The sequence below is a fragment of the Ciceribacter lividus genome (assembly GCF_003337715.1).
Lineage (GTDB): Bacteria > Pseudomonadota > Alphaproteobacteria > Rhizobiales > Rhizobiaceae > Allorhizobium > Allorhizobium lividum.
In genome coordinates, this window is the sequence record NZ_QPIX01000002.1 from 402862 (window position 1) to 419986 (window position 17125).

The 17125-nt window shown below is 60.8% G+C and carries 30 protein-coding genes; 28 read left to right on the plus strand and 2 right to left on the minus strand.

Going from position 1 to position 17125, the window contains the following annotated elements:
• The 28 genes from DFR48_RS21905 to rplQ form a co-directional block, all read left to right on the plus strand.
• Positions 1 to 94: EF-Tu C-terminal domain-related protein (locus DFR48_RS21905; protein ID WP_132229124.1), on the plus strand; the 94-nt coding region annotated here is incomplete at its 5' end.
• Between the two features lie 365 nt (positions 95 to 459).
• The gene (gene rpsJ / locus DFR48_RS05885) at positions 460 to 768 is read left to right on the plus strand and encodes a 30S ribosomal protein S10 (RefSeq protein ID WP_006728688.1); all 309 of its coding nucleotides are present in this window, start codon (positions 460 to 462) and stop codon (positions 766 to 768) included.
• A 172-nt stretch (positions 769 to 940) separates the two neighbouring features.
• A complete protein-coding gene (gene rplC, locus DFR48_RS05890) occupies positions 941 to 1582 on the plus strand; it encodes a 50S ribosomal protein L3 (RefSeq protein WP_114362261.1) in 642 nt (213 codons plus the stop codon).
• 13 nt (positions 1583 to 1595) lie between these two features.
• On the plus strand, positions 1596 to 2216 hold the full coding sequence (gene rplD / locus DFR48_RS05895) for a 50S ribosomal protein L4 (protein ID WP_114362262.1): 621 nt from the start codon (positions 1596 to 1598) through the stop codon (positions 2214 to 2216).
• Complete coding sequence (locus DFR48_RS05900) at positions 2213 to 2506, plus strand: 50S ribosomal protein L23 (protein ID WP_114362263.1); 294 nt, start codon at positions 2213 to 2215, stop codon at positions 2504 to 2506. Before rplD ends, DFR48_RS05900 begins: the two co-directional genes overlap by 4 nt.
• 17 nt (positions 2507 to 2523) lie before the next feature.
• Complete coding sequence (gene rplB, locus DFR48_RS05905) at positions 2524 to 3360, plus strand: 50S ribosomal protein L2 (protein WP_112684684.1); 837 nt, start codon at positions 2524 to 2526, stop codon at positions 3358 to 3360.
• A gap of 15 nt (positions 3361 to 3375) precedes the next feature.
• Entirely contained in the window at positions 3376 to 3654 is a 279-nt protein-coding gene (rpsS, locus tag DFR48_RS05910; protein WP_062282885.1) for a 30S ribosomal protein S19, read from the plus strand.
• A 3-nt stretch (positions 3655 to 3657) separates the two neighbouring features.
• Positions 3658 to 4047 carry a 50S ribosomal protein L22 gene (gene rplV / locus DFR48_RS05915; protein ID WP_112684683.1) on the plus strand — a complete coding sequence of 130 codons (390 nt, stop codon included), beginning with the start codon at positions 3658 to 3660 and terminating at the stop codon, positions 4045 to 4047.
• Positions 4047 to 4769 (plus strand): 30S ribosomal protein S3, encoded by a 723-nt coding sequence (gene rpsC / locus DFR48_RS05920; protein ID WP_112684681.1) that lies wholly within the window; start codon positions 4047 to 4049, stop codon positions 4767 to 4769. Before rplV ends, rpsC begins: the two co-directional genes overlap by 1 nt.
• Before the next feature lie 38 nt (positions 4770 to 4807).
• The gene (gene rplP, locus DFR48_RS05925; RefSeq protein ID WP_112684679.1) at positions 4808 to 5221 is read left to right on the plus strand and encodes a 50S ribosomal protein L16; all 414 of its coding nucleotides are present in this window, start codon (positions 4808 to 4810) and stop codon (positions 5219 to 5221) included.
• Positions 5222 to 5232: 11 nt separating this feature from the next.
• Positions 5233 to 5433: a 50S ribosomal protein L29 gene (gene rpmC / locus DFR48_RS05930; protein ID WP_028735898.1), complete on the plus strand. Its 201-nt coding sequence runs from the start codon at positions 5233 to 5235 to the stop codon at positions 5431 to 5433.
• 14 nt (positions 5434 to 5447) lie between these two features.
• Entirely contained in the window at positions 5448 to 5684 is a 237-nt protein-coding gene (gene rpsQ / locus DFR48_RS05935; RefSeq protein WP_112684677.1) for a 30S ribosomal protein S17, read from the plus strand.
• A 234-nt stretch (positions 5685 to 5918) separates the two neighbouring features.
• Positions 5919 to 6287 carry a 50S ribosomal protein L14 gene (rplN, locus tag DFR48_RS05940; protein WP_112684675.1) on the plus strand — a complete coding sequence of 123 codons (369 nt, stop codon included), beginning with the start codon at positions 5919 to 5921 and terminating at the stop codon, positions 6285 to 6287.
• Between the two features lie 14 nt (positions 6288 to 6301).
• Positions 6302 to 6610: a 50S ribosomal protein L24 gene (rplX, locus tag DFR48_RS05945; RefSeq protein ID WP_114362264.1), complete on the plus strand. Its 309-nt coding sequence runs from the start codon at positions 6302 to 6304 to the stop codon at positions 6608 to 6610.
• Positions 6603 to 7160, plus strand: coding sequence for a 50S ribosomal protein L5 (rplE, locus tag DFR48_RS05950; RefSeq protein ID WP_114362265.1), 558 nt, complete (start codon positions 6603 to 6605; stop codon positions 7158 to 7160). The genes rplX and rplE overlap by 8 nt, the downstream gene beginning before the upstream one ends.
• Positions 7161 to 7193: 33 nt before the next feature.
• Positions 7194 to 7499: a 30S ribosomal protein S14 gene (rpsN, locus tag DFR48_RS05955; protein WP_112684669.1), complete on the plus strand. Its 306-nt coding sequence runs from the start codon at positions 7194 to 7196 to the stop codon at positions 7497 to 7499.
• A gap of 12 nt (positions 7500 to 7511) precedes the next feature.
• Positions 7512 to 7910: a 30S ribosomal protein S8 gene (gene rpsH / locus DFR48_RS05960; protein WP_112684667.1), complete on the plus strand. Its 399-nt coding sequence runs from the start codon at positions 7512 to 7514 to the stop codon at positions 7908 to 7910.
• A gap of 43 nt (positions 7911 to 7953) precedes the next feature.
• A complete protein-coding gene (rplF, locus tag DFR48_RS05965) occupies positions 7954 to 8487 on the plus strand; it encodes a 50S ribosomal protein L6 (protein WP_114362266.1) in 534 nt (177 codons plus the stop codon).
• 12 nt (positions 8488 to 8499) lie between these two features.
• A complete protein-coding gene (gene rplR, locus DFR48_RS05970; RefSeq protein WP_112684663.1) occupies positions 8500 to 8862 on the plus strand; it encodes a 50S ribosomal protein L18 in 363 nt (120 codons plus the stop codon).
• A 145-nt stretch (positions 8863 to 9007) separates the two neighbouring features.
• The gene (gene rpsE / locus DFR48_RS05975) at positions 9008 to 9577 is read left to right on the plus strand and encodes a 30S ribosomal protein S5 (protein WP_112684661.1); all 570 of its coding nucleotides are present in this window, start codon (positions 9008 to 9010) and stop codon (positions 9575 to 9577) included.
• Positions 9578 to 9591: 14 nt separating this feature from the next.
• Positions 9592 to 9801, plus strand: a complete 210-nt coding sequence (gene rpmD, locus DFR48_RS05980; RefSeq protein WP_113462293.1) for a 50S ribosomal protein L30 — start codon at positions 9592 to 9594, stop codon at positions 9799 to 9801.
• 16 nt (positions 9802 to 9817) lie between these two features.
• Positions 9818 to 10297, plus strand: coding sequence for a 50S ribosomal protein L15 (rplO, locus tag DFR48_RS05985; protein WP_112684657.1), 480 nt, complete (start codon positions 9818 to 9820; stop codon positions 10295 to 10297).
• Between the two features lie 223 nt (positions 10298 to 10520).
• On the plus strand, positions 10521 to 11861 hold the full coding sequence (gene secY, locus DFR48_RS05990; RefSeq protein WP_114362267.1) for a preprotein translocase subunit SecY: 1341 nt from the start codon (positions 10521 to 10523) through the stop codon (positions 11859 to 11861).
• Entirely contained in the window at positions 11858 to 12514 is a 657-nt protein-coding gene (locus DFR48_RS05995) for an adenylate kinase (protein ID WP_114362268.1), read from the plus strand. The genes secY and DFR48_RS05995 overlap by 4 nt, the downstream gene beginning before the upstream one ends.
• Before the next feature lie 224 nt (positions 12515 to 12738).
• Positions 12739 to 13107 (plus strand): 30S ribosomal protein S13, encoded by a 369-nt coding sequence (gene rpsM / locus DFR48_RS06000; protein WP_112684651.1) that lies wholly within the window; start codon positions 12739 to 12741, stop codon positions 13105 to 13107.
• 126 nt (positions 13108 to 13233) lie between these two features.
• Positions 13234 to 13623 (plus strand): 30S ribosomal protein S11, encoded by a 390-nt coding sequence (gene rpsK, locus DFR48_RS06005; protein WP_015915761.1) that lies wholly within the window; start codon positions 13234 to 13236, stop codon positions 13621 to 13623.
• Between the two features lie 100 nt (positions 13624 to 13723).
• A complete protein-coding gene (locus tag DFR48_RS06010) occupies positions 13724 to 14734 on the plus strand; it encodes a DNA-directed RNA polymerase subunit alpha (RefSeq protein ID WP_112684649.1) in 1011 nt (336 codons plus the stop codon).
• A 116-nt stretch (positions 14735 to 14850) separates the two neighbouring features.
• Positions 14851 to 15273, plus strand: coding sequence for a 50S ribosomal protein L17 (gene rplQ, locus DFR48_RS06015; protein ID WP_112684647.1), 423 nt, complete (start codon positions 14851 to 14853; stop codon positions 15271 to 15273).
• Positions 15274 to 15378: 105 nt separating this feature from the next.
• Here the strand turns inward: rplQ and DFR48_RS06020 are convergent, their stop codons facing one another.
• Positions 15379 to 16644 (minus strand): RNA polymerase sigma factor, encoded by a 1266-nt coding sequence (locus tag DFR48_RS06020; protein WP_114362269.1) that lies wholly within the window; start codon positions 16642 to 16644, stop codon positions 15379 to 15381.
• 49 nt (positions 16645 to 16693) lie between these two features.
• The gene (locus tag DFR48_RS06025) at positions 16694 to 17116 is read right to left on the minus strand and encodes a VOC family protein (protein ID WP_114362270.1); all 423 of its coding nucleotides are present in this window, start codon (positions 17114 to 17116) and stop codon (positions 16694 to 16696) included.
• Between the last annotated feature and the right edge of the window lie 9 nt (positions 17117 to 17125).

Genomic DNA, 17125 nt, shown 5'->3' on the forward strand with positions numbered 1-17125 from the left:
CGTTCCGATCGCGATGGAAGAAAAGCTGCGCTTCGCTATCCGCGAAGGCGGCCGTACCGTCGGCGCCGGCATCGTCGCCTCGATTATTGAATAATAATCGAGCGAGAGGCCGAAAGCTGCCGACGCATTGAAGTGGTGCAAATGGCGCGCAAGCGCGATTTGCACGCGGCGCCGGCATCATCGCCTCGGTCATCGAGTAATCGATTGACGAATTGCCGGCGGCGGTGTATGTCGCCGGCCTAGACCAGAATCGGACGGTGATTTGCGTCGTCCGGTTTTTGCGCTGTATTTTACCGGTCTGTTTTCTCGGATCGGTGCGGGCAGGGCACCTCATGCTTACAAGTGACAGGGGCACCTTTGGTGTCCCTGTGATTTTTGAAAATCAGGGGCCGGCCAGCAATTGGTAATTCACTGTCTCTGCGTATGCGGGACGCAAGAAAAGAAACAAGGACAAGTCGAATGAACGGCCAGAATATCCGCATCCGCCTGAAGGCGTTTGATCACCGGGTTCTCGATGCCTCCACGCGGGAGATCGTGTCGACCGCCAAGCGTACCGGTGCAAGCGTCCGCGGTCCGGTACCGCTTCCGACCCGCATTGAAAAGTTCACGGTCAACCGCTCGCCTCACGTCGACAAGAAGAGCCGTGAACAGTTCGAGATGCGCACGCACAAGCGCCTGCTCGACATCGTTGATCCGACCCCGCAGACCGTTGACGCGCTGATGAAGCTCGACCTGGCTGCCGGCGTGGACGTCGAGATCAAGCTTTAAGAAGAGATTCCGGCGAGAGCCGAAATAACAAGGAAGGTACGTGGCAAGACCTGCCAACGACTTCTCGAAACGGGAAACCTCCTGGTCCGGAAGGGCCTTGCAGGAATCCTTAAACAAAGAGGCAAGGAAGGGTCGCTAAGACCCTGACACGACTCTCAAGAGGAACGAACTGATGCGTTCAGGTGTGATTGCACAGAAAGTGGGAATGACCCGCGTCTACAACGACGCCGGCGAGCATGTCCCGGTAACGGTTTTGCGGCTCGACAATGTTCAGGTTGTCGCTCACCGCACCAAGGAAAAGAATGGCTACACGGCCGTCCAGCTGGGCGCCGGCACTGCCAAGGTAAAGAACACGTCGAAGGCGATGCGCGGCAACTTTGCTGCCGCCAGCGTCGAACCGAAGGCGAAGCTCGTCGAGTTCCGCGTTTCGGAAGAAAACCTGATCGACGTCGGTTCGCAGATCACTGCCGGCCACTTTGCCGCGGGTCAGCTGGTCGACGTGACCGGCACCACGATCGGTAAGGGTTTTGCCGGCGCCATCAAGCGCCACAACTTCGGCGGTCTTCGTGCCACGCACGGTGTGTCTGTTTCGCACCGCTCCCACGGTTCGACCGGTTCCAACCAGGATCCGGGTCGCGTCTGGAAGGGCAAGCGCATGGCTGGTCACATGGGCCAGACGCGCGTCACCACGCAGAACCTTGAAGTCGTTTCGACCGATGAAAATCGGGGTCTCATCCTTGTGAAGGGCGCCGTTCCCGGTTCCAAGGGTTCCTGGATCATCGTCCGCGACGCCGTTAAGTCGGCATCGAAGTAAGGGAGCCAAACCAATGGAATTGAACGTCAAGACCCTCGAGGGCAAAGACGCCGGCAAGGTTTCCCTGTCGGATGAAATTTTCGGCCTGGAGCCGCGCGAAGACATCATCGCCCGCATGATCCGCTGGCAGCTTGCCAACAAGCGCCAGGGAACGCACAAGGCGAAGGGTCGCGCGGAAGTCTCCCGCACCGGCTCGAAGATGTACAAGCAGAAGGGTACGGGCCGCGCTCGTCACCATTCGGCTCGCGCTCCGCAGTTCCGCGGCGGTGGTAAGGCCCACGGCCCGGTCGTCCGCAGCCACGCCCAGGACCTTCCGAAGAAGGTTCGTGCGCTTGCTCTGCGTCACGCTCTCTCCGCCAAGCTCAAGGCTGAAGACCTGATCATCGTCGATCAGCTGGTCGCTGCCGAAGCCAAGACCAAGGCTCTCGTCGGCAACTTTGCCTCGCTCGGCCTCACCAATGCTCTCGTGATCGGCGGCGCCGAAATCGACAGCAACTTCAAGCTCGCTGCCCAGAACATCCCGAACATCGATGTTCTGCCGGTTCAGGGCATCAACGTTTACGACATCCTGCGTCGCGGCAAGCTCGTGCTTTCCAAGGCTGCGGTTGAAGCTCTGGAGGAGCGGTTCAAATGACTGATCTTCGCCACTACGATGTGATCGTATCTCCGTCGATCACCGAAAAGTCGACCTTGGTTTCGGAACAGAACCAGGTTGTGTTCAACGTCGCCAAGGGCGCAACGAAGCCGGAAATCAAGGCTGCCGTCGAATCGCTCTTCGGTGTCAAGGTCACGGCCGTGAACACGCTGCTGCGCAAGGGCAAGATCAAGCGTTTCCGCGGTTTTGCCGGCAAGCAGAAGGACGTCAAGAAGGCGATCGTAACGCTCGCCGAAGGTCAGTCCATCGACGTGTCGACGGGCGTCTGAGGTAGGGAACAAGAACAATGGCATTGAAACACTTCAATCCGACCACGCCGAGCCAGCGTCAGCTCGTCATCGTCGACCGCTCCAGCCTCTACAAGGGCAAGCCGGTCAAGGCTCTGACGGAAGGTCTGACGAAGAGCGGTGGTCGTAACAACCTCGGCCGCATCACCGCCCGCTTCATCGGCGGCGGTCACAAGCGCACCTATCGCCTGGTTGACTTCAAGCGTCGCAAGTTCGACGTCGAAGGCACCGTCGAGCGTCTGGAATACGACCCGAACCGCACCGCGTTCATCGCTCTCGTCACCTATGCCGACGGCGAACAGGCTTACATCCTTGCTCCGCAGCGCCTCGCTGCCGGTGACAAGGTCATCGCGTCCGACAAGGCTGTCGACGTCAAGCCCGGCAACACCATGCCGCTGCAGTACATCCCGGTCGGTTCGATCGTCCACAACGTCGAAATGAAGCCGGGCAAGGGCGGTCAGATCGCCCGTTCTGCAGGCACCTATGTACAGCTGGTTGGCCGCGATGCCGGCATGGCGATCCTTCGCCTGAATTCCGGTGAGCAGCGTCTCGTGCATGGCTCTTGCCTTGCAACCGTCGGCGCCGTCTCCAACCCGGACCACGGCAACATCAACGACGGCAAGGCTGGTCGTACGCGCTGGCGTGGTAAGACCCCGCATAACCGCGGCGTCGTCATGAACCCGGTCGACCACCCGCACGGTGGTGGTGAAGGCCGCACCTCCGGTGGCCGTCATCCGGTTACCCCGTGGGGCAAGCCGACCAAGGGCAAGCGTACGCGCTCGAACAAGTCGACCGACAAGTTCATCATGCGCTCCCGCCACCTGAAGAAGAAGTAAGAGAGGTAGTCATTAATGGCTCGTTCAGTATGGAAAGGTCCGTTCGTTGACGGCTATCTTCTCAAGAAGGCTGAGAAGGTTCGCGAAGGCGGTCGTAGCGAAGTGATCAAGATGTGGAGCCGTCGCTCCACGATCCTGCCGCAGTTCGTAGGTCTGACCTTCGGCGTCTACAACGGCAGCAAGCATGTTCCGGTCAGCGTCAACGAAGACATGGTCGGACACAAGTTCGGAGAATTCGCTCCCACCCGGACCTACTACGGTCACGGTGCGGACAAGAAAGCGAAGAGGAAGTAAGAAATGGGCAAGGCAAAAGCCGAACGTCGGCTGAAGGATAACGAGGCGCAAGCCGTTGCGCGCACGCTCCGCGTCAGCCCCCAGAAGCTCAACCTGGTTGCCGCGATGATCCGCGGCAAGAAGGTTGACCGCGCACTCGCTGACCTCGAGTTCTCGCGCAAGCGCATCGCCGGCACCGTCAAGAAGACGCTGGAATCGGCCATCGCGAACGCCGAGAACAACCACGATCTCGACGTCGACCAGCTGATCGTTGCAGAAGCCTATGTCGGCAAGTCGATCGTCATGAAGCGTTTCCACGCTCGTGGCCGCGGCCGCGCATCGCGCATCGAAAAGCCGTTCTCGCACCTGACGATCGTCGTGCGGGAAGTCGAAGCCAATGGGGAGGCCGCATAATGGGTCAGAAAATCAATCCGATCGGTTTCCGTCTCGGCATCAACCGTACCTGGGACAGCCGCTGGTTCGCCGACAACGCCGAATACGGCCAGCTGCTGCATGAAGACCTGAAGATCCGTTCCTACCTGATGTCGGAACTGAAGCAGGCCGGCATCGCCAAGGTCGTCATCGAGCGTCCGCACAAGAAGTGCCGCGTCACGATCCACTCGGCTCGTCCGGGTCTGATCATCGGCAAGAAGGGTGCAGACATCGAGAAGCTCCGCAAGAAGCTCTCGGAGATGACGAATTCTGAAACGCACCTCAACATCGTCGAAGTGCGCAAGCCGGAAATCGACGCGACGCTCGTCGCACAGTCGATCGCCCAGCAGCTGGAACGTCGTATCGCGTTCCGTCGTGCGATGAAGCGTGCCGTTCAGTCGGCCATGCGTCTTGGCGCCGAAGGCATCAAGATCACCTGCGCCGGCCGTCTCGGCGGTGCGGAAATCGCTCGTACCGAATGGTACCGTGAAGGCCGCGTTCCGCTGCACACGCTGCGTGCGGACATCGACTACGGCACCGCCGAAGCAGAAACCGCCTACGGTATCTGCGGTATCAAGGTCTGGATCTTCAAGGGCGAAATCCTTGAACACGATCCGATGGCATCTGAGCGCCGTGCGCTCGAAGGCGACTCGCAAGGTCCGGCAAGCCGTGAACGCGGCGAGCGGCGTCGCGAGAACGCTTGATAGGCGCTGGCGAAAGATAAGCTCGGAGAAGTAAGAAAATGTTGCAGCCAAAGCGTACCAAGTACCGCAAGCAGTTCAAGGGTCGCATCAAGGGCGTCGCCAAGGGTGGTTTCGATCTGGCTTTCGGTGAATTCGGCCTGAAGGCTCAGGAACCGAACCGCGTCAACGCTCGCGAAATCGAAGCGGCACGTCGCGCCATCACGCGCCACATGAAGCGTGCCGGCCGTGTGTGGATCCGTGTGTTCCCCGACGTTCCGGTCACGGCGAAGCCGACCGAAGTCCGTATGGGTAAGGGCAAGGGTTCCGTCGAATACTGGGCCTGCAAGGTCAAGCCCGGTCGTATGATGTTCGAGATCGACGGCGTTTCCGAAGAGATCGCCCGCGAGGCTCTGCGTCTCGGCGCGGCCAAGCTCTCGGTCAAGACGCGCTTCGTTCAGCGCATTGCAGAGTGAGGATCAGGCCCATGAAAGCCGCAGATGTTCGCGCCATGAGCGCCGACCAGTTGAATGACGAGCTTGCCAAGCTGAAGAAGGAGCAGTTCAACCTGCGCTTCCAGAAGGCGACCGGCCAGCTTGAAAAGTCTTCGCGTATCCAGGAAGTCCGTCGGGACATCGCACGCGTGAAAACCATCGCCCGCCAGAAGGCGGCGGAAGCCAAGGCCTAAAGGACCAGAATAATATGCCTAAACGCATTCTGCAGGGCGTCGTCGTCAGCGACAAGAACGACAAGACCGTGGTGGTTCGTGTGGAGCGTCGATTCGCTCACCCGCTCCTCCAGAAGACGGTTCGTCGTTCGAAGAAGTACAAGGCTCACGACGAAAGCAACCAGTATAAGGTCGGCGATGTCGTTTCCATCGAGGAATGTGCGCCGATTTCGAAGGACAAGCGCTGGACGGTCGTTTCCGCCCACGCCTGATCGACGGAGATTTGCGCTTAGGTATTGCACCTTGCGCAAAAATCTGTATGAAGCACCACACTGGCGCAGGAACGCTCGGCAAGCGGGCGTTCTTTTGCTTTGAGCGCAGGGAAGGTCCCTCGACGGGAAACCGCCTTGGCAATATCCCTCCCGCGCGACAATCGAGATTTATCATGAGCCGGAATAGGGGGCATTGCGCCCAACCGTTCCGGTACAACAAGAAGGCGACCTGACATGATTCAGATGCAGACTAACCTCGACGTGGCGGATAATTCCGGCGCACGTCGTGTCATGTGCATCAAGGTGCTGGGCGGCTCCAAGCGCAAGTACGCTTCGGTCGGCGACATCATCGTCGTTTCGATCAAGGAAGCGATTCCGCGCGGCCGCGTGAAGAAGGGTGACGTGATGAAGGCGGTCGTCGTCCGCACCGCCAAGGACATCCGCCGTCCCGACGGCAGCGTCATCCGCTTCGACAGCAACGCAGCCGTTCTTATCGACAACAAGAAAGAGCCGATCGGCACCCGTATCTTCGGACCGGTTCCGCGCGAACTTCGCGCCAAGAACCATATGAAGATCATCTCGCTGGCTCCGGAAGTACTGTAAGGGAGCGACAAGCGATGCAAAAGATTCGTAAGGGCGACAAGGTCGTCGTACTCACCGGCAAGGACAAGGGTCGTTCCGGCGAAGTCATTCAGGTGATGCCGAAGGAAGACCGTGCGGTCGTTCGTGGCATCAATATTGTCAAGCGCCATCAGCGTCAGACCCAGAGCCAGGAAGCCGGCATCATCAACAAGGAAGCTTCCGTGCATCTGTCCAACCTTGCCGTCATGGACAAGGACGGCAAGCCGACCCGCGTCGGTTTCAAGGTCGTCGACGGCAAGAAGGTGCGTGTGGCCAAGCGTTCGGGAGATGTGATCGATGGCTGAGGCAAAGTACGAGCCGCGGCTCAAGAAGGAATATGTTTCCCGGATCCGCAAGAGCATGCAGGAGACCTTCTCCTACGCTAACGAAATGCAGATCCCGAAGATCGACAAGATCGTGATCAACATGGGTGTGGGCGAAGCAACCGGCGACTCCAAGAAGCCGACCATTGCTGCCGCCGACCTCGCGGCGATTGCCGGCCAGAAGCCGGTCATCACCAAGGCACGCAACTCGATCGCCGGCTTCAAGGTCCGCGAAAACATGCCGATCGGTGCGAAGGTTACCCTTCGTGGCGCCCGCATGTACGAATTCCTGGACCGCCTGATCAACATCGCGCTGCCGCGCGTTCGCGACTTCCGGGGCCTGAACCCGAAGAGCTTTGACGGCCGTGGCAACTTCGCCATGGGCATCAAGGAGCACATTGTGTTCCCTGAGATCAACTACGACAAGGTTGATCAGATGTGGGGCATGGACATCATCGTTTGCACGACGGCAAACACGGACGACGAAGCTCGGGCTCTTCTGAAAGAGTTCAACTTCCCGTTCCGTCAGTAACCGTAACGACGAGCGTAGAAGAGGAACTTCGATATGGCGAAGACAAGCGCAGTTGAAAAGAACAAGCGCCGCCGCAAGACAGTTGCCCAGCAGGCCAGCAAGCGTGCCGCCCTCAAGGCAACCATCATGAACCAGTCTCTCTCGATTGAAGAGCGGTTCAAGGCAACCCTGAAGCTGGCAGAACTGCCGCGCGATGGCTCCAAGACCCGCATTCGCAACCGTTGCGAAGTAACCGGTCGTCCGCGCGCATTCTACCGTAAGCTCAAGATGTCGCGTATCGCGCTTCGCGAGCTGGGCAACCTCGGCAAGGTGCCGGGCATTGTCAAGTCGAGCTGGTAAGGAGACGGGTAAATGACGATGACTGATCCGTTGGGCGATATGCTCACCCGTATCCGTAACGGCGCTGCCCGCCGCAAGAGCTCGGTAAGCACTCCTGCTTCCAAGCTGCGCGCACGCGTTCTCGATGTCCTGCAGGCCGAAGGTTACATCCGCGGCTATTCCCAGGTCGACTACGGCAATGGCAAGTCCGAACTCACGATCGAACTGAAGTACTATGAAGGTGCTTCGGTCATCCGCGAGATCGGCCGCGTGTCCAAGCCGGGCCGCCGGGTTTATGTCTCGGTAAAGTCCATTCCGCAGGTCGCGAACGGCCTCGGCATCACCATCCTTTCGACCCCGAAGGGCGTGATGGCCGATCACCAGGCTCGCGAACAGAACGTTGGTGGTGAGGTTCTCTGCTCGGTCTTCTAAGACAGGGCAGAGATCTCCAGAACGAACAGACAGGATTTCAAAAATGTCTCGTATCGGTAAAAAGCCCGTTCCGGTTCCTGCAGGGATCACGGCCGCCGTCGACGGCCAGAAGGTGACTGCCAAGGGCCCGAAGGGCGAACTGTTTTTCGTCGCGAATGACGAAATCTCCGTAAAGCTCGAAGACAACGCCGTTGTTGTTCGGCCTGTCAACGACACCAAGGGTGCTCGTTCGAAGTGGGGCATGTCCCGCACGATGATCGAAAACATCTTCAAGGGTGTGAAGGACGGCTATGAGCGCAAGCTCGAGATCAACGGCGTCGGTTACCGTGCCGCCATGCAGGGCAAGAACCTGCAGCTGGCTCTCGGCTTCTCGCACGACGTGGTCTACGAACCGCCGGTCGGTATCTCGATCGCTGTTCCGAAGCCGACGGAAATCGTGGTTTCCGGGATCAACAAGCAGCAGGTCGGCCAGGTCGCTGCCGAGATCCGCGAATACCGCGGCCCCGAACCCTACAAGGGCAAGGGCGTCAAGTATGCCGAAGAGCGGATCGTCCGCAAAGAAGGCAAGAAGAAGTAAGGAACGCGCGAAATGGCAAGCAGAAAAGAAGCACTGGTTCGTCGTGCCAATCGCGTACGGCGTCAGATCAAGGCGGTGGCCAATGGCCGTCCGCGTCTGTCGGTTCATCGCTCGTCGAAGAACATCTATGCCCAGATCATCGACGACGTCGCCGGCCGTACGCTGGCTGCCGCCTCGACCCTGGACACCGGTCTGCGCTCGTCGCTGAAGACCGGCGCAGATGTCGCAGCCGCGGCTGCCGTCGGCAAGCTCGTCGCCGAGCGGGCCGTCAAGGCGGGCGTCAAGGAAGTGGTCTTCGACCGCGGCGCCTTCATCTATCACGGCCGCATCAAGGCTCTCGCCGATGCAGCCCGCGAAGGCGGTCTGACCTTCTGATTTGAGAGTTTCCGCCCGGGCTTGCCGTCCGGGCGGATTTCCGGCATGAGCCGGTTTCCCCGATTTCGCCCGTGACCCGGAAGGGCAGGGCGGAATTTTTTCGTAATCTGCCGATTGCACCCGGAAAAGAAAAAGGAACAGGACAATGGCACAGGACAGGCGTGGTTCGCGCGAAGAGCGTGCGAGCCGTGAAGAGCGCGACAGCGAGTTCGTCGACAAGCTGGTCGCCATCAATCGCGTCGCCAAGGTGGTGAAGGGCGGCCGTCGTTTCGGCTTTGCTGCCCTCGTCGTCGTCGGCGACCAGAAGGGCCGGGTCGGTTTCGGCCATGGCAAGGCACGTGAAGTGCCGGAAGCAATCCGCAAGGCGACCGAAGCCGCCAAGCGCGACATGATCTTCGTACCGCTGCGTGACGGCCGTACGCTGCATCACGACGTCAACGGTCGTCACGGCGCCGGCAAGGTTCTGCTGCGCTCCGCCAAGGCCGGTACCGGTATCATCGCCGGTGGTCCGATGCGCGCCGTTTTCGAAACGCTCGGCATGCACGACGTCGTCGCCAAGTCGACCGGTTCGTCGAACCCGTACAACATGGTTCGCGCCACGTTCGACGCCCTGAAGCACCAGGTACACCCGAAGGACATCGCAGCTCAGCGCGGCCTCAAGTATGCCACGCTCCAGGCTCGCCGTGCCGCTTCCGGCAACGCCTCTGAAGAATAAGAGGAGTCTGAACCATGGCCAAGGCTACGAAGAAGACTGAAGCAAAGACGATCACGATCGAACAGATCGGCTCGCCTATCCGCCGCCCGGAAGTCCAGCGCAAGACGCTCATCGGGCTGGGCCTCAACAAGATGCACCGGGTCCGCACCCTGGAGGATACCCCTTCGGTTCGTGGCATGATCCGTGCTGTCCAGCATCTCGTTCGCGTCGTCGACGAGAAGTGAGACGGAGGAAGTCACCATGAAACTGAATGAAATCAAGGACAACGAAGGCTCCTCCAAGGACCGTATCCGCGTTGGTCGCGGTATCGGCTCCGGCAAGGGCAAGACCGGTGGTCGCGGCGTCAAGGGTCAGAAGGCTCGTTCGGGCGTTGCCATCAACGGCTTCGAAGGCGGTCAGATGCCGATCTACCGTCGTCTGCCGAAGCGCGGCTTCAACAACATCTTCGCATCTGAATTCGTGACCGTATCGCTCGGCCGCATCCAGACCGCGATCGATGCCAAGAAGCTCGACCCGAAGGCGACCATCGATGCTGCCGCTCTCAAGGCTGCCGGCGTCATCCGTCGCCAGAAGGACGGTGTTCGCGTTCTTTCCGACGGCGAACTGAAGGCCAAGGTCACCCTCGAGGTTGCCGGCGCTTCCAAGGCCGCGGTCGAGAAGATCGAGAAGGCCGGCGGTTCGATCAAGCTGCTGGTAGCAGCTGCGGAAGCCGCTGAATAAGTACGATTTGATCGCCCGGGGTGCTTCACACCGGGCGATTTTGCTCCCATATGTGAGCCTCACGATCCTCAGAAGGGGTGACGTTGTTTCGTCTTCCGGGAGATTCTGGAAAATAGGGTGAGGCGAGCGGCTGCTCCGCAATCATGCCGGCCCGGTTTTCTGAAAACGATTTGGTGAATTGCCTCCGAGGCTCTCGCTTCGGATCGGTTACGCGGAGAATTTCATGGCTTCTGCAGCGGAACAATTGGCCTCGAATCTCAATTTTTCGACCTTTGCAAAGGCGGAAGATCTGAAGAAGCGGCTGTGGTTTACTCTTGCGGCGCTTCTTGTCTATCGCCTCGGCACGCACATCCCGCTGCCCGGCCTCAATCCTGAAGCCTATGCGGCTGCCTTCAAAGGGCAGGCCGGCGGTATTCTCGGCCTCTTCAACATGTTCTCGGGCGGCGCTGTGCAGCGCATGGCGATCTTCGCCCTCGGGATCATGCCCTACATCTCCGCCTCGATCATCGTACAGCTGATGACGTCCGTCGTCCCGGCGCTCGAGAACCTCAAGAAGGAAGGCGAGCAGGGCCGCAAGGTCATCAACCAGTACACCCGCTACGGCACTGTTCTTCTCGGCACGCTGCAGGCCTACGGCATCGCCGTCGGGCTGGAAAGCGGGCAGGGGCTGGTCAACGATCCCGGCCTGTTCTTCCGCCTGTCGACCGTCGTGACCCTTCTCGGCGGCACCATGTTCCTGATGTGGCTCGGCGAGCAGATCACCTCGCGCGGTATCGGCAACGGCATCTCGCTCATCATCTTTTCCGGCATCGCGGCAGGCCTGCCGTCCGCCGTCGTCGGAACGCTCGAACTCGGCCGCACCGGCGCCCTTTCGACCGCGCTCATCCTGACGGTCATTATCGTCGCGATCGCCGTCATCGGGCTGATCGTCTTCGTGGAACGCGCGCAGCGTCGCCTGCTGATCCAGTACCCGAAGCGCCAGGTCGGCAACCGCATGTTCCAGGGCGACACCTCGCACCTGCCGCTGAAACTCAATACCTCGGGTGTTATTCCGGCGATCTTCGCCTCGTCGCTGCTGCTTCTGCCGGCGACCGCCGCGGGCTTCACCGGAACCTCGACGCTGCCCTCCTGGGCGACGACGATCGTTGCTGCGCTCGGCCACGGCCAGCCGCTCTATATGGTGCTTTATGGTGCGCTGATCGCTTTCTTTGCCTTCTTCTACACCGCGATCGTCTTCAACCCGAAGGACACCGCGGACAATCTGAAGAAGCACGGCGGCTTCATTCCGGGTATCCGCCCTGGTGAGCGCACAGCCGAATACATCGACTACGTGCTGACCCGAATCACCGTGATCGGCGCGATCTACCTCGTCTTCGTCTGCATCCTCCCCGAGATCCTGGTCGCCCGTACCGGCGTTCCATTATCCCTTGGTGGTACTTCGCTTTTGATTGTTGTCAGCGTCACCCTCGATACTGTAGCACAGATTCAGGGCCACCTGATTGCCCAGCAGTATGAGGGCCTGATCAAGAAGTCGAAGTTGCGTGGAGGAAAGAGGGGACGATGAGACTTATTCTTTTGGGGCCGCCGGGTGCGGGGAAGGGCACCCAGGCCCAGCGTATCGTCGTGAAGCACGGCATTCCGCAATTGTCGACCGGTGACATGCTGCGTGCAGCCGTCGCCGCGGAGACCGAAGTTGGAAAGCGCGCCAAGGCTGTCATGGACGCGGGCAAGCTGGTCTCGGACGATATCGTGATCGCCATCGTTTCCGAGCGAATCGATCACCCGGATTGCGCCGAAGGGTTCATCCTCGATGGCTTCCCCCGCACGCTCGTGCAGGCGGATGCGACGGAGAAGATGCTCGCCGACAAGGGGCTGGATCTTTCGGTTGTCGTCGAGCTCAAGGTCGACGACAAGGAACTCGTCCGTCGTGTCTCGGGACGCTATTCCTGCGGCAACTGCGGAGCCGTCTACCACGACACCGACAAGAAGCCCTCGGTCGAGGGCGTCTGTGACACATGTGGTTCCACCGGGTTCAAGCGTCGGCCGGACGACAATGCCGAGACCATGAAGGCCCGGCTCGAGGCGTACTACAAGGAAACCTCGCCGCTCATCGGCTACTATTACGCCAAGGGCAAGCTGAAGTCGGTGGACGGCATGAAGGACATGGATGCCGTCACAGCGGACATCGAGGCGATCCTCGCAACCGTGAAGGGCTGACGAGGCTTCAAGAATCTTTACCGGAACAGTTGCTTTTGTCGGCTGATTCCGCTAAATAGCGCGCCAACTCGCGACATGTAAGCGATCGGCGCGTTCTTCCGCACGGAGGACCGGGTTCGATCGTTTTGACATGTTGAGGACCCGAATTTGAACGCGCGGCCTGTTTGGCTGCGTAAACCAGACACCACTTGCCGGATGGCAACTGGAACGCAAGGAGAATAGGCGTGGCACGTATCGCTGGCGTCAACATCCCGACCGCGAAGCGCGTAGTAATCGCGCTCCGTTACATTCACGGGATCGGCCCGAAGTTCGCACAGGAAATCATTGAGAAGGTCGGTATCCCGGCTGAGAAGCGTGTTCATCAGCTGACCGACGCCGAAGTTCTGGCGATTCGCGAAACGATCGACCGTGACTATCAGGTCGAGGGTGATCTTCGTCGCGAGACCGCGATGAACATCAAGCGTCTGATGGACCTCGGCTGCTACCGCGGCCTGCGTCATCGCCGCGGCCTGCCGGTTCGTGGCCAGCGCACGCACACCAATGCCCGCACCCGCAAGGGTCCGGCAAAGGCGATCGCCGGTAAGAAGAAGTAATTTGCAGGCAGTAGGTTTTGGGCAGTAGGCAGTAGGGAGAACCTATTGCCTACTGCCTACTGCCTATTGGCTTCAAGGTGGAGCCGCTGGAACTACGGCGGCGAAGAGATCAAGAAAGGTAAGAAAATGGCCAAGGAAGCCACCCGCGTTCGCCGCCGCGAGCGCAAGAATATCTCGTCGGGCGTTGCGCACGTCAACTCGACCTTCAACAACACGATGATCACCATCACCGACGCGCAGGGCAACGCCATTGCTTGGTCGTCGGCCGGTGCCAAGGGCTTCAAGGGTTCGCGCAAGTCGACCCCGTTCGCCGCTCAGATCGCAGCGGAAGACTGCGCCAAGAAGGCGCAGGAACACGGCATGAAGTCGCTCGAAGTCGAAGTCTGCGGCCCGGGTTCCGGCCGCGAATCGGCCCTGCGCGCTCTGCAGGCTGCCGGTTTCATGATCACCTCGATTCGCGACGTGACGCCGATCCCGCACAACGGCTGCCGCCCGCGCAAGAAGCGCCGCGTCTGATCATTATTCATCCAGTCGACGGGCGCTCGGGCGCCCCTCTCGACGCTTCTAATGCTCGGTTGCCACGATTGGATGGTGGCAACGAACGGAAGGTAAAAACATGATTCAGAAGAATTGGCAGGAACTGATCAAGCCGAACAAGGTGGAGTTCACCTCGTCCGGCCGCACGAAGGCAACGCTGGTTGCAGAGCCGCTGGAACGCGGCTTCGGCCTGACGCTCGGCAACGCGCTGCGTCGCGTTCTCTTGTCGTCGCTGCGCGGCGCCGCCGTGACCGCCGTCCAGATCGACGGCGTGCTGCATGAGTTCTCGTCGATCCCGGGCGTCCGGGAAGACGTGACCGACATCGTGCTCAACATCAAGGAAATCGCCATCAAGATGGATGGCGACGATTCCAAGCGCATGGTCGTGCGCAAGCAGGGCCCGGGCGTCGTCACCGCCGGTGACATCCAGACGGTTGGCGACATCGAGATCCTGAACCCCGACCACGTGATCTGCACGCTCGACGAGGGTGCCGAGATCCGCATGGAGTTCACGGTCAACAACGGCAAGGGCTATGTCCCGGCCGAGCGCAACCGCGCGGAAGATGCTCCGATCGGCCTCATCCCGGTCGACAGCCTCTACTCGCCGGTCAAGAAGGTGTCCTACAAGGTCGAAAACACCCGCGAAGGTCAGGTTCTCGACTACGACAAGCTGACCATGACCATCGAAACCGATGGCTCGGTCACCGGTGAGGACGCGGTCGCTTTTGCTGCCCGCATCCTGCAGGACCAGCTCGGCGTGTTCGTCAACTTCGAGGAGCCGCAGAAGGAAGTCGAAGAAGAAGCCGTCACCGAGCTCGCCTTCAACCCGGCGCTGCTCAAGAAGGTCGACGAACTCGAACTTTCGGTCCGCTCTGCGAACTGCCTGAAGAACGACAACATCGTCTATATCGGCGACCTCATTCAGAAGACGGAAGCGGAAATGCTCCGCACTCCGAACTTCGGTCGCAAGTCGCTGAACGAGATCAAGGAAGTTCTGGCTTCCATGGGCCTGCACCTCGGTATGGAAGTGCCCGCCTGGCCGCCGGAAAACATCGAAGATCTCGCCAAGCGCTACGAAGACCAGTACTAAGAAACAAAAAAGGCAGGTTCAGCTCTGCCTTTTCCAGTCAAACTGCAGGCGGATGCCTGTATGTGTCAGGAAACGGCAGCCTCTGAGACAGAGCCTGCACTTAAAGGAGAATAGCAATGCGCCACCAGAAAGCCGGCCGCAAGCTGAACCGCACCGCCAGCCACCGCAAGGCGATGTTCGCCAACATGGCTGCTTCGCTCATCACGCATGAGCAGATCGTCACGACGCTCCCGAAGGCGAAGGAAATTCGCCCGATCGTCGAAAAGCTGGTTACGCTCGGCAAGCGCGGCGACCTGCACGCCCGTCGTCAGGCCATCTCGCAGATCCAGGACCAGGACGCCGTCCGCAAGCTGTTTGATGCGATCGCCACCCGCTACGCCAACCGTAACGGCGGCTACCTGCGCATCATGAAGGCCGGCTTCCGTCAGGGCGACAACGCCGCTATGGCCGTCATCGAGTTCGTTGAACGCGATGTCGACGCCAAGGGCGCCGCCGACAAGGCCCGCGTCGCCGCCGAAGCCGAAGCTGAAGCAGCGTAAGTTTCCTCCCGTTAGGGAAGGATAGAAAAGGCCGGAGGGAAACCTCCGGCCTTTTGTGTTACACGGGGTGGACGGCGTCGCGCGGGTCGTTCATGCTTTGTTGCGTCAGTCTCCGCCGCAGGCCGCTGCGCGGGCGGTCAGAAACTGCCGCTCGGCGGCATTGCCGGCGAGGCGTGCGGCCTGTTCGAATGCCTCCTTCGCTTCAGCTGTCCGCCCGGCGCGCATCAGGAAGTCACCCCGTGCCGCGGGCATGCCCGCATAGCCTTGCAGCGCAGGTTCGGCTTCGAGCGGCTCCAGCAGTTCGAGCCCTGTTTCCGGCCCGAAGGCCATGGAATGAGCAATGGCACGGTTGAGATCGACGACGGGCGAGGGCATGACGCGGCTCAGCCGGTCGTAGAGGGTCGCGATCTGTCGCCAGTCGGTGTCCTCGGTCCGCGGCGCCCGGGCATGGCGGGCTGCGATCGCCGCCTGCAGCGCATAGGGGCCGTCCGCTCCGCCAAGCCGTTCGGCGCGACCGAGCGCGGTCAAACCGTGCTGGATGAGGAGACGGTCCCAGCGGCCCCGGTTCTGTTCGGTGATCGTGACCGGAGCGCCATCGGCGCCCGTGCGTGCCGGAAAGCGGGAGGCGTGGAGCTCCAACAGCGCCAGCAGGCCGTGAACCTCCGGCTCCTGGGGCAGGAGGCCGGAAAGGATACGGCAGAGCCGCATAGCCTCGGCGCAGAGCTGCGGCCGAATGGCGTTGTCACCGGCGCTCGCCGCATAGCCTTCGTTGAAGATCAGGTAGATGACTTCGAGCACGGCCGCGAGCCTCCGGTCACGGTCCTCACCGCGCGGCACTTCGTAGGCGAGGCCGGAACTCCCGAGCGTCTTCTTTGCGCGCACGATTCGCTGGGCGATCGTCGCTTCGCCGGCCAGGAAGGTGCGGGCGATTTCGTCCGTCGTCAGTCCGCCGATCAGCCGTAGCGTCAGGGCAACCCGTGCGTCGACGGAGAGCAGCGGATGGCAGGCGGTGAAGATCAGGCTCAGGCGTTCGTCACCGATGTCGTCGTCCATGGCGGCCTCGACTTCCTCGATCGTGGTGTCCCGCTCAAGCGACAGATCATGACCGATTTCGACGTGCTTCAGTGCCTGCATCCTGCGGCGGCGGAAGGCGTCGATCGCGCGCCGCTTGGCGGTTGCCATCAGCCAGGCGGCCGGGCTCTGCGGCACGCCCGTTCTCGGCCATTCGGAAAGCGCCGTCACCAGCGCTTCCTGGGCCAGTTCTTCGGCAAAGCCGATATCGCGCACCATGCGGTTGAGGCCGGCGATCAGCCGGGCCCGCTCAATGCGGAAGACGGTCTCTGCCACGCGATGGGTATCGAAAGCCTCCATGGGGGCGGATTATGGAGGCTCCCGTTGCTCAGTCAACGTGGTTTGGGCGTCATGCGCCGGGAGGTTCTGCGGCCGCAGCCGCCTGATCCATCCACAGGATCTCCCAGACATAGCCGTCCGGATCCTCGACCGAGCGACTGTACATGAAGCCGTGGCCCTGCATCGGGTTCGGATCGGCCTTGCCGCCGGCACGAGCGGCTTTCTCCACCGTCTGGTCGACCTCATCGCGCGTTTCGACGCTGAGGGCGATGAGCGTCTGGCTCTCCCTCCGCGCGTCGCCGATCGGGCGGCTGGTGAAGGTGGCATAACGCTCGCGCGTCAGCAGCATCACGCCGATGGCACCGGAGAATATCATGCAGCTCGTCTGCTCGTCGGAGAAGTTGGGATTGCGCGTGCCGCCGAGCGCCTCGTAAAACGTCGTCGCCGCCGCCAGATCCCGCACCGGCAGGTTCACGAAGATCATCTTTTCCATTGCGTTGCT

Bases quoted from the DNA above. Each gene is read 5' to 3' on its own strand.
- rpsN (WP_112684669.1), top strand. From the start codon at position 7,194: ATGGCGAAGACAAGCGCAGTTGAAAAGAACAAGCGCCGCCGCAAGACA.
- rplE (WP_114362265.1), top strand. From the start codon at position 6,603: ATGGCTGAGGCAAAGTACGAGCCGCGGCTCAAGAAGGAATATGTTTCC.
- rplD (WP_114362262.1), top strand. From the start codon at position 1,596: ATGGAATTGAACGTCAAGACCCTCGAGGGCAAAGACGCCGGCAAGGTT.
- rpsS (WP_062282885.1), top strand. From the start codon at position 3,376: ATGGCTCGTTCAGTATGGAAAGGTCCGTTCGTTGACGGCTATCTTCTC.
- rplV (WP_112684683.1), top strand. From the start codon at position 3,658: ATGGGCAAGGCAAAAGCCGAACGTCGGCTGAAGGATAACGAGGCGCAA.
- rpsH (WP_112684667.1), top strand. From the start codon at position 7,512: ATGACGATGACTGATCCGTTGGGCGATATGCTCACCCGTATCCGTAAC.
- DFR48_RS05900 (WP_114362263.1), top strand. From the start codon at position 2,213: ATGACTGATCTTCGCCACTACGATGTGATCGTATCTCCGTCGATCACC.
- rplO (WP_112684657.1), top strand. From the start codon at position 9,818: ATGAAACTGAATGAAATCAAGGACAACGAAGGCTCCTCCAAGGACCGT.
- rplX (WP_114362264.1), top strand. From the start codon at position 6,302: ATGCAAAAGATTCGTAAGGGCGACAAGGTCGTCGTACTCACCGGCAAG.
- rplC (WP_114362261.1), top strand. From the start codon at position 941: ATGCGTTCAGGTGTGATTGCACAGAAAGTGGGAATGACCCGCGTCTAC.
- rpsE (WP_112684661.1), top strand. From the start codon at position 9,008: ATGGCACAGGACAGGCGTGGTTCGCGCGAAGAGCGTGCGAGCCGTGAA.
- DFR48_RS06020 (WP_114362269.1), bottom strand. From the start codon at position 16,644: ATGGAGGCTTTCGATACCCATCGCGTGGCAGAGACCGTCTTCCGCATT.
- rpsQ (WP_112684677.1), top strand. From the start codon at position 5,448: ATGCCTAAACGCATTCTGCAGGGCGTCGTCGTCAGCGACAAGAACGAC.
- DFR48_RS06025 (WP_114362270.1), bottom strand. From the start codon at position 17,116: ATGGAAAAGATGATCTTCGTGAACCTGCCGGTGCGGGATCTGGCGGCG.
- rplB (WP_112684684.1), top strand. From the start codon at position 2,524: ATGGCATTGAAACACTTCAATCCGACCACGCCGAGCCAGCGTCAGCTC.
- rpsK (WP_015915761.1), top strand. From the start codon at position 13,234: ATGGCCAAGGAAGCCACCCGCGTTCGCCGCCGCGAGCGCAAGAATATC.
- DFR48_RS05995 (WP_114362268.1), top strand. From the start codon at position 11,858: ATGAGACTTATTCTTTTGGGGCCGCCGGGTGCGGGGAAGGGCACCCAG.
- rplQ (WP_112684647.1), top strand. From the start codon at position 14,851: ATGCGCCACCAGAAAGCCGGCCGCAAGCTGAACCGCACCGCCAGCCAC.
- rpmC (WP_028735898.1), top strand. From the start codon at position 5,233: ATGAAAGCCGCAGATGTTCGCGCCATGAGCGCCGACCAGTTGAATGAC.
- rplN (WP_112684675.1), top strand. From the start codon at position 5,919: ATGATTCAGATGCAGACTAACCTCGACGTGGCGGATAATTCCGGCGCA.
- rplP (WP_112684679.1), top strand. From the start codon at position 4,808: ATGTTGCAGCCAAAGCGTACCAAGTACCGCAAGCAGTTCAAGGGTCGC.
- rplR (WP_112684663.1), top strand. From the start codon at position 8,500: ATGGCAAGCAGAAAAGAAGCACTGGTTCGTCGTGCCAATCGCGTACGG.
- secY (WP_114362267.1), top strand. From the start codon at position 10,521: ATGGCTTCTGCAGCGGAACAATTGGCCTCGAATCTCAATTTTTCGACC.
- rpmD (WP_113462293.1), top strand. From the start codon at position 9,592: ATGGCCAAGGCTACGAAGAAGACTGAAGCAAAGACGATCACGATCGAA.
- DFR48_RS06010 (WP_112684649.1), top strand. From the start codon at position 13,724: ATGATTCAGAAGAATTGGCAGGAACTGATCAAGCCGAACAAGGTGGAG.
- rplF (WP_114362266.1), top strand. From the start codon at position 7,954: ATGTCTCGTATCGGTAAAAAGCCCGTTCCGGTTCCTGCAGGGATCACG.
- rpsC (WP_112684681.1), top strand. From the start codon at position 4,047: ATGGGTCAGAAAATCAATCCGATCGGTTTCCGTCTCGGCATCAACCGT.
- rpsJ (WP_006728688.1), top strand. From the start codon at position 460: ATGAACGGCCAGAATATCCGCATCCGCCTGAAGGCGTTTGATCACCGG.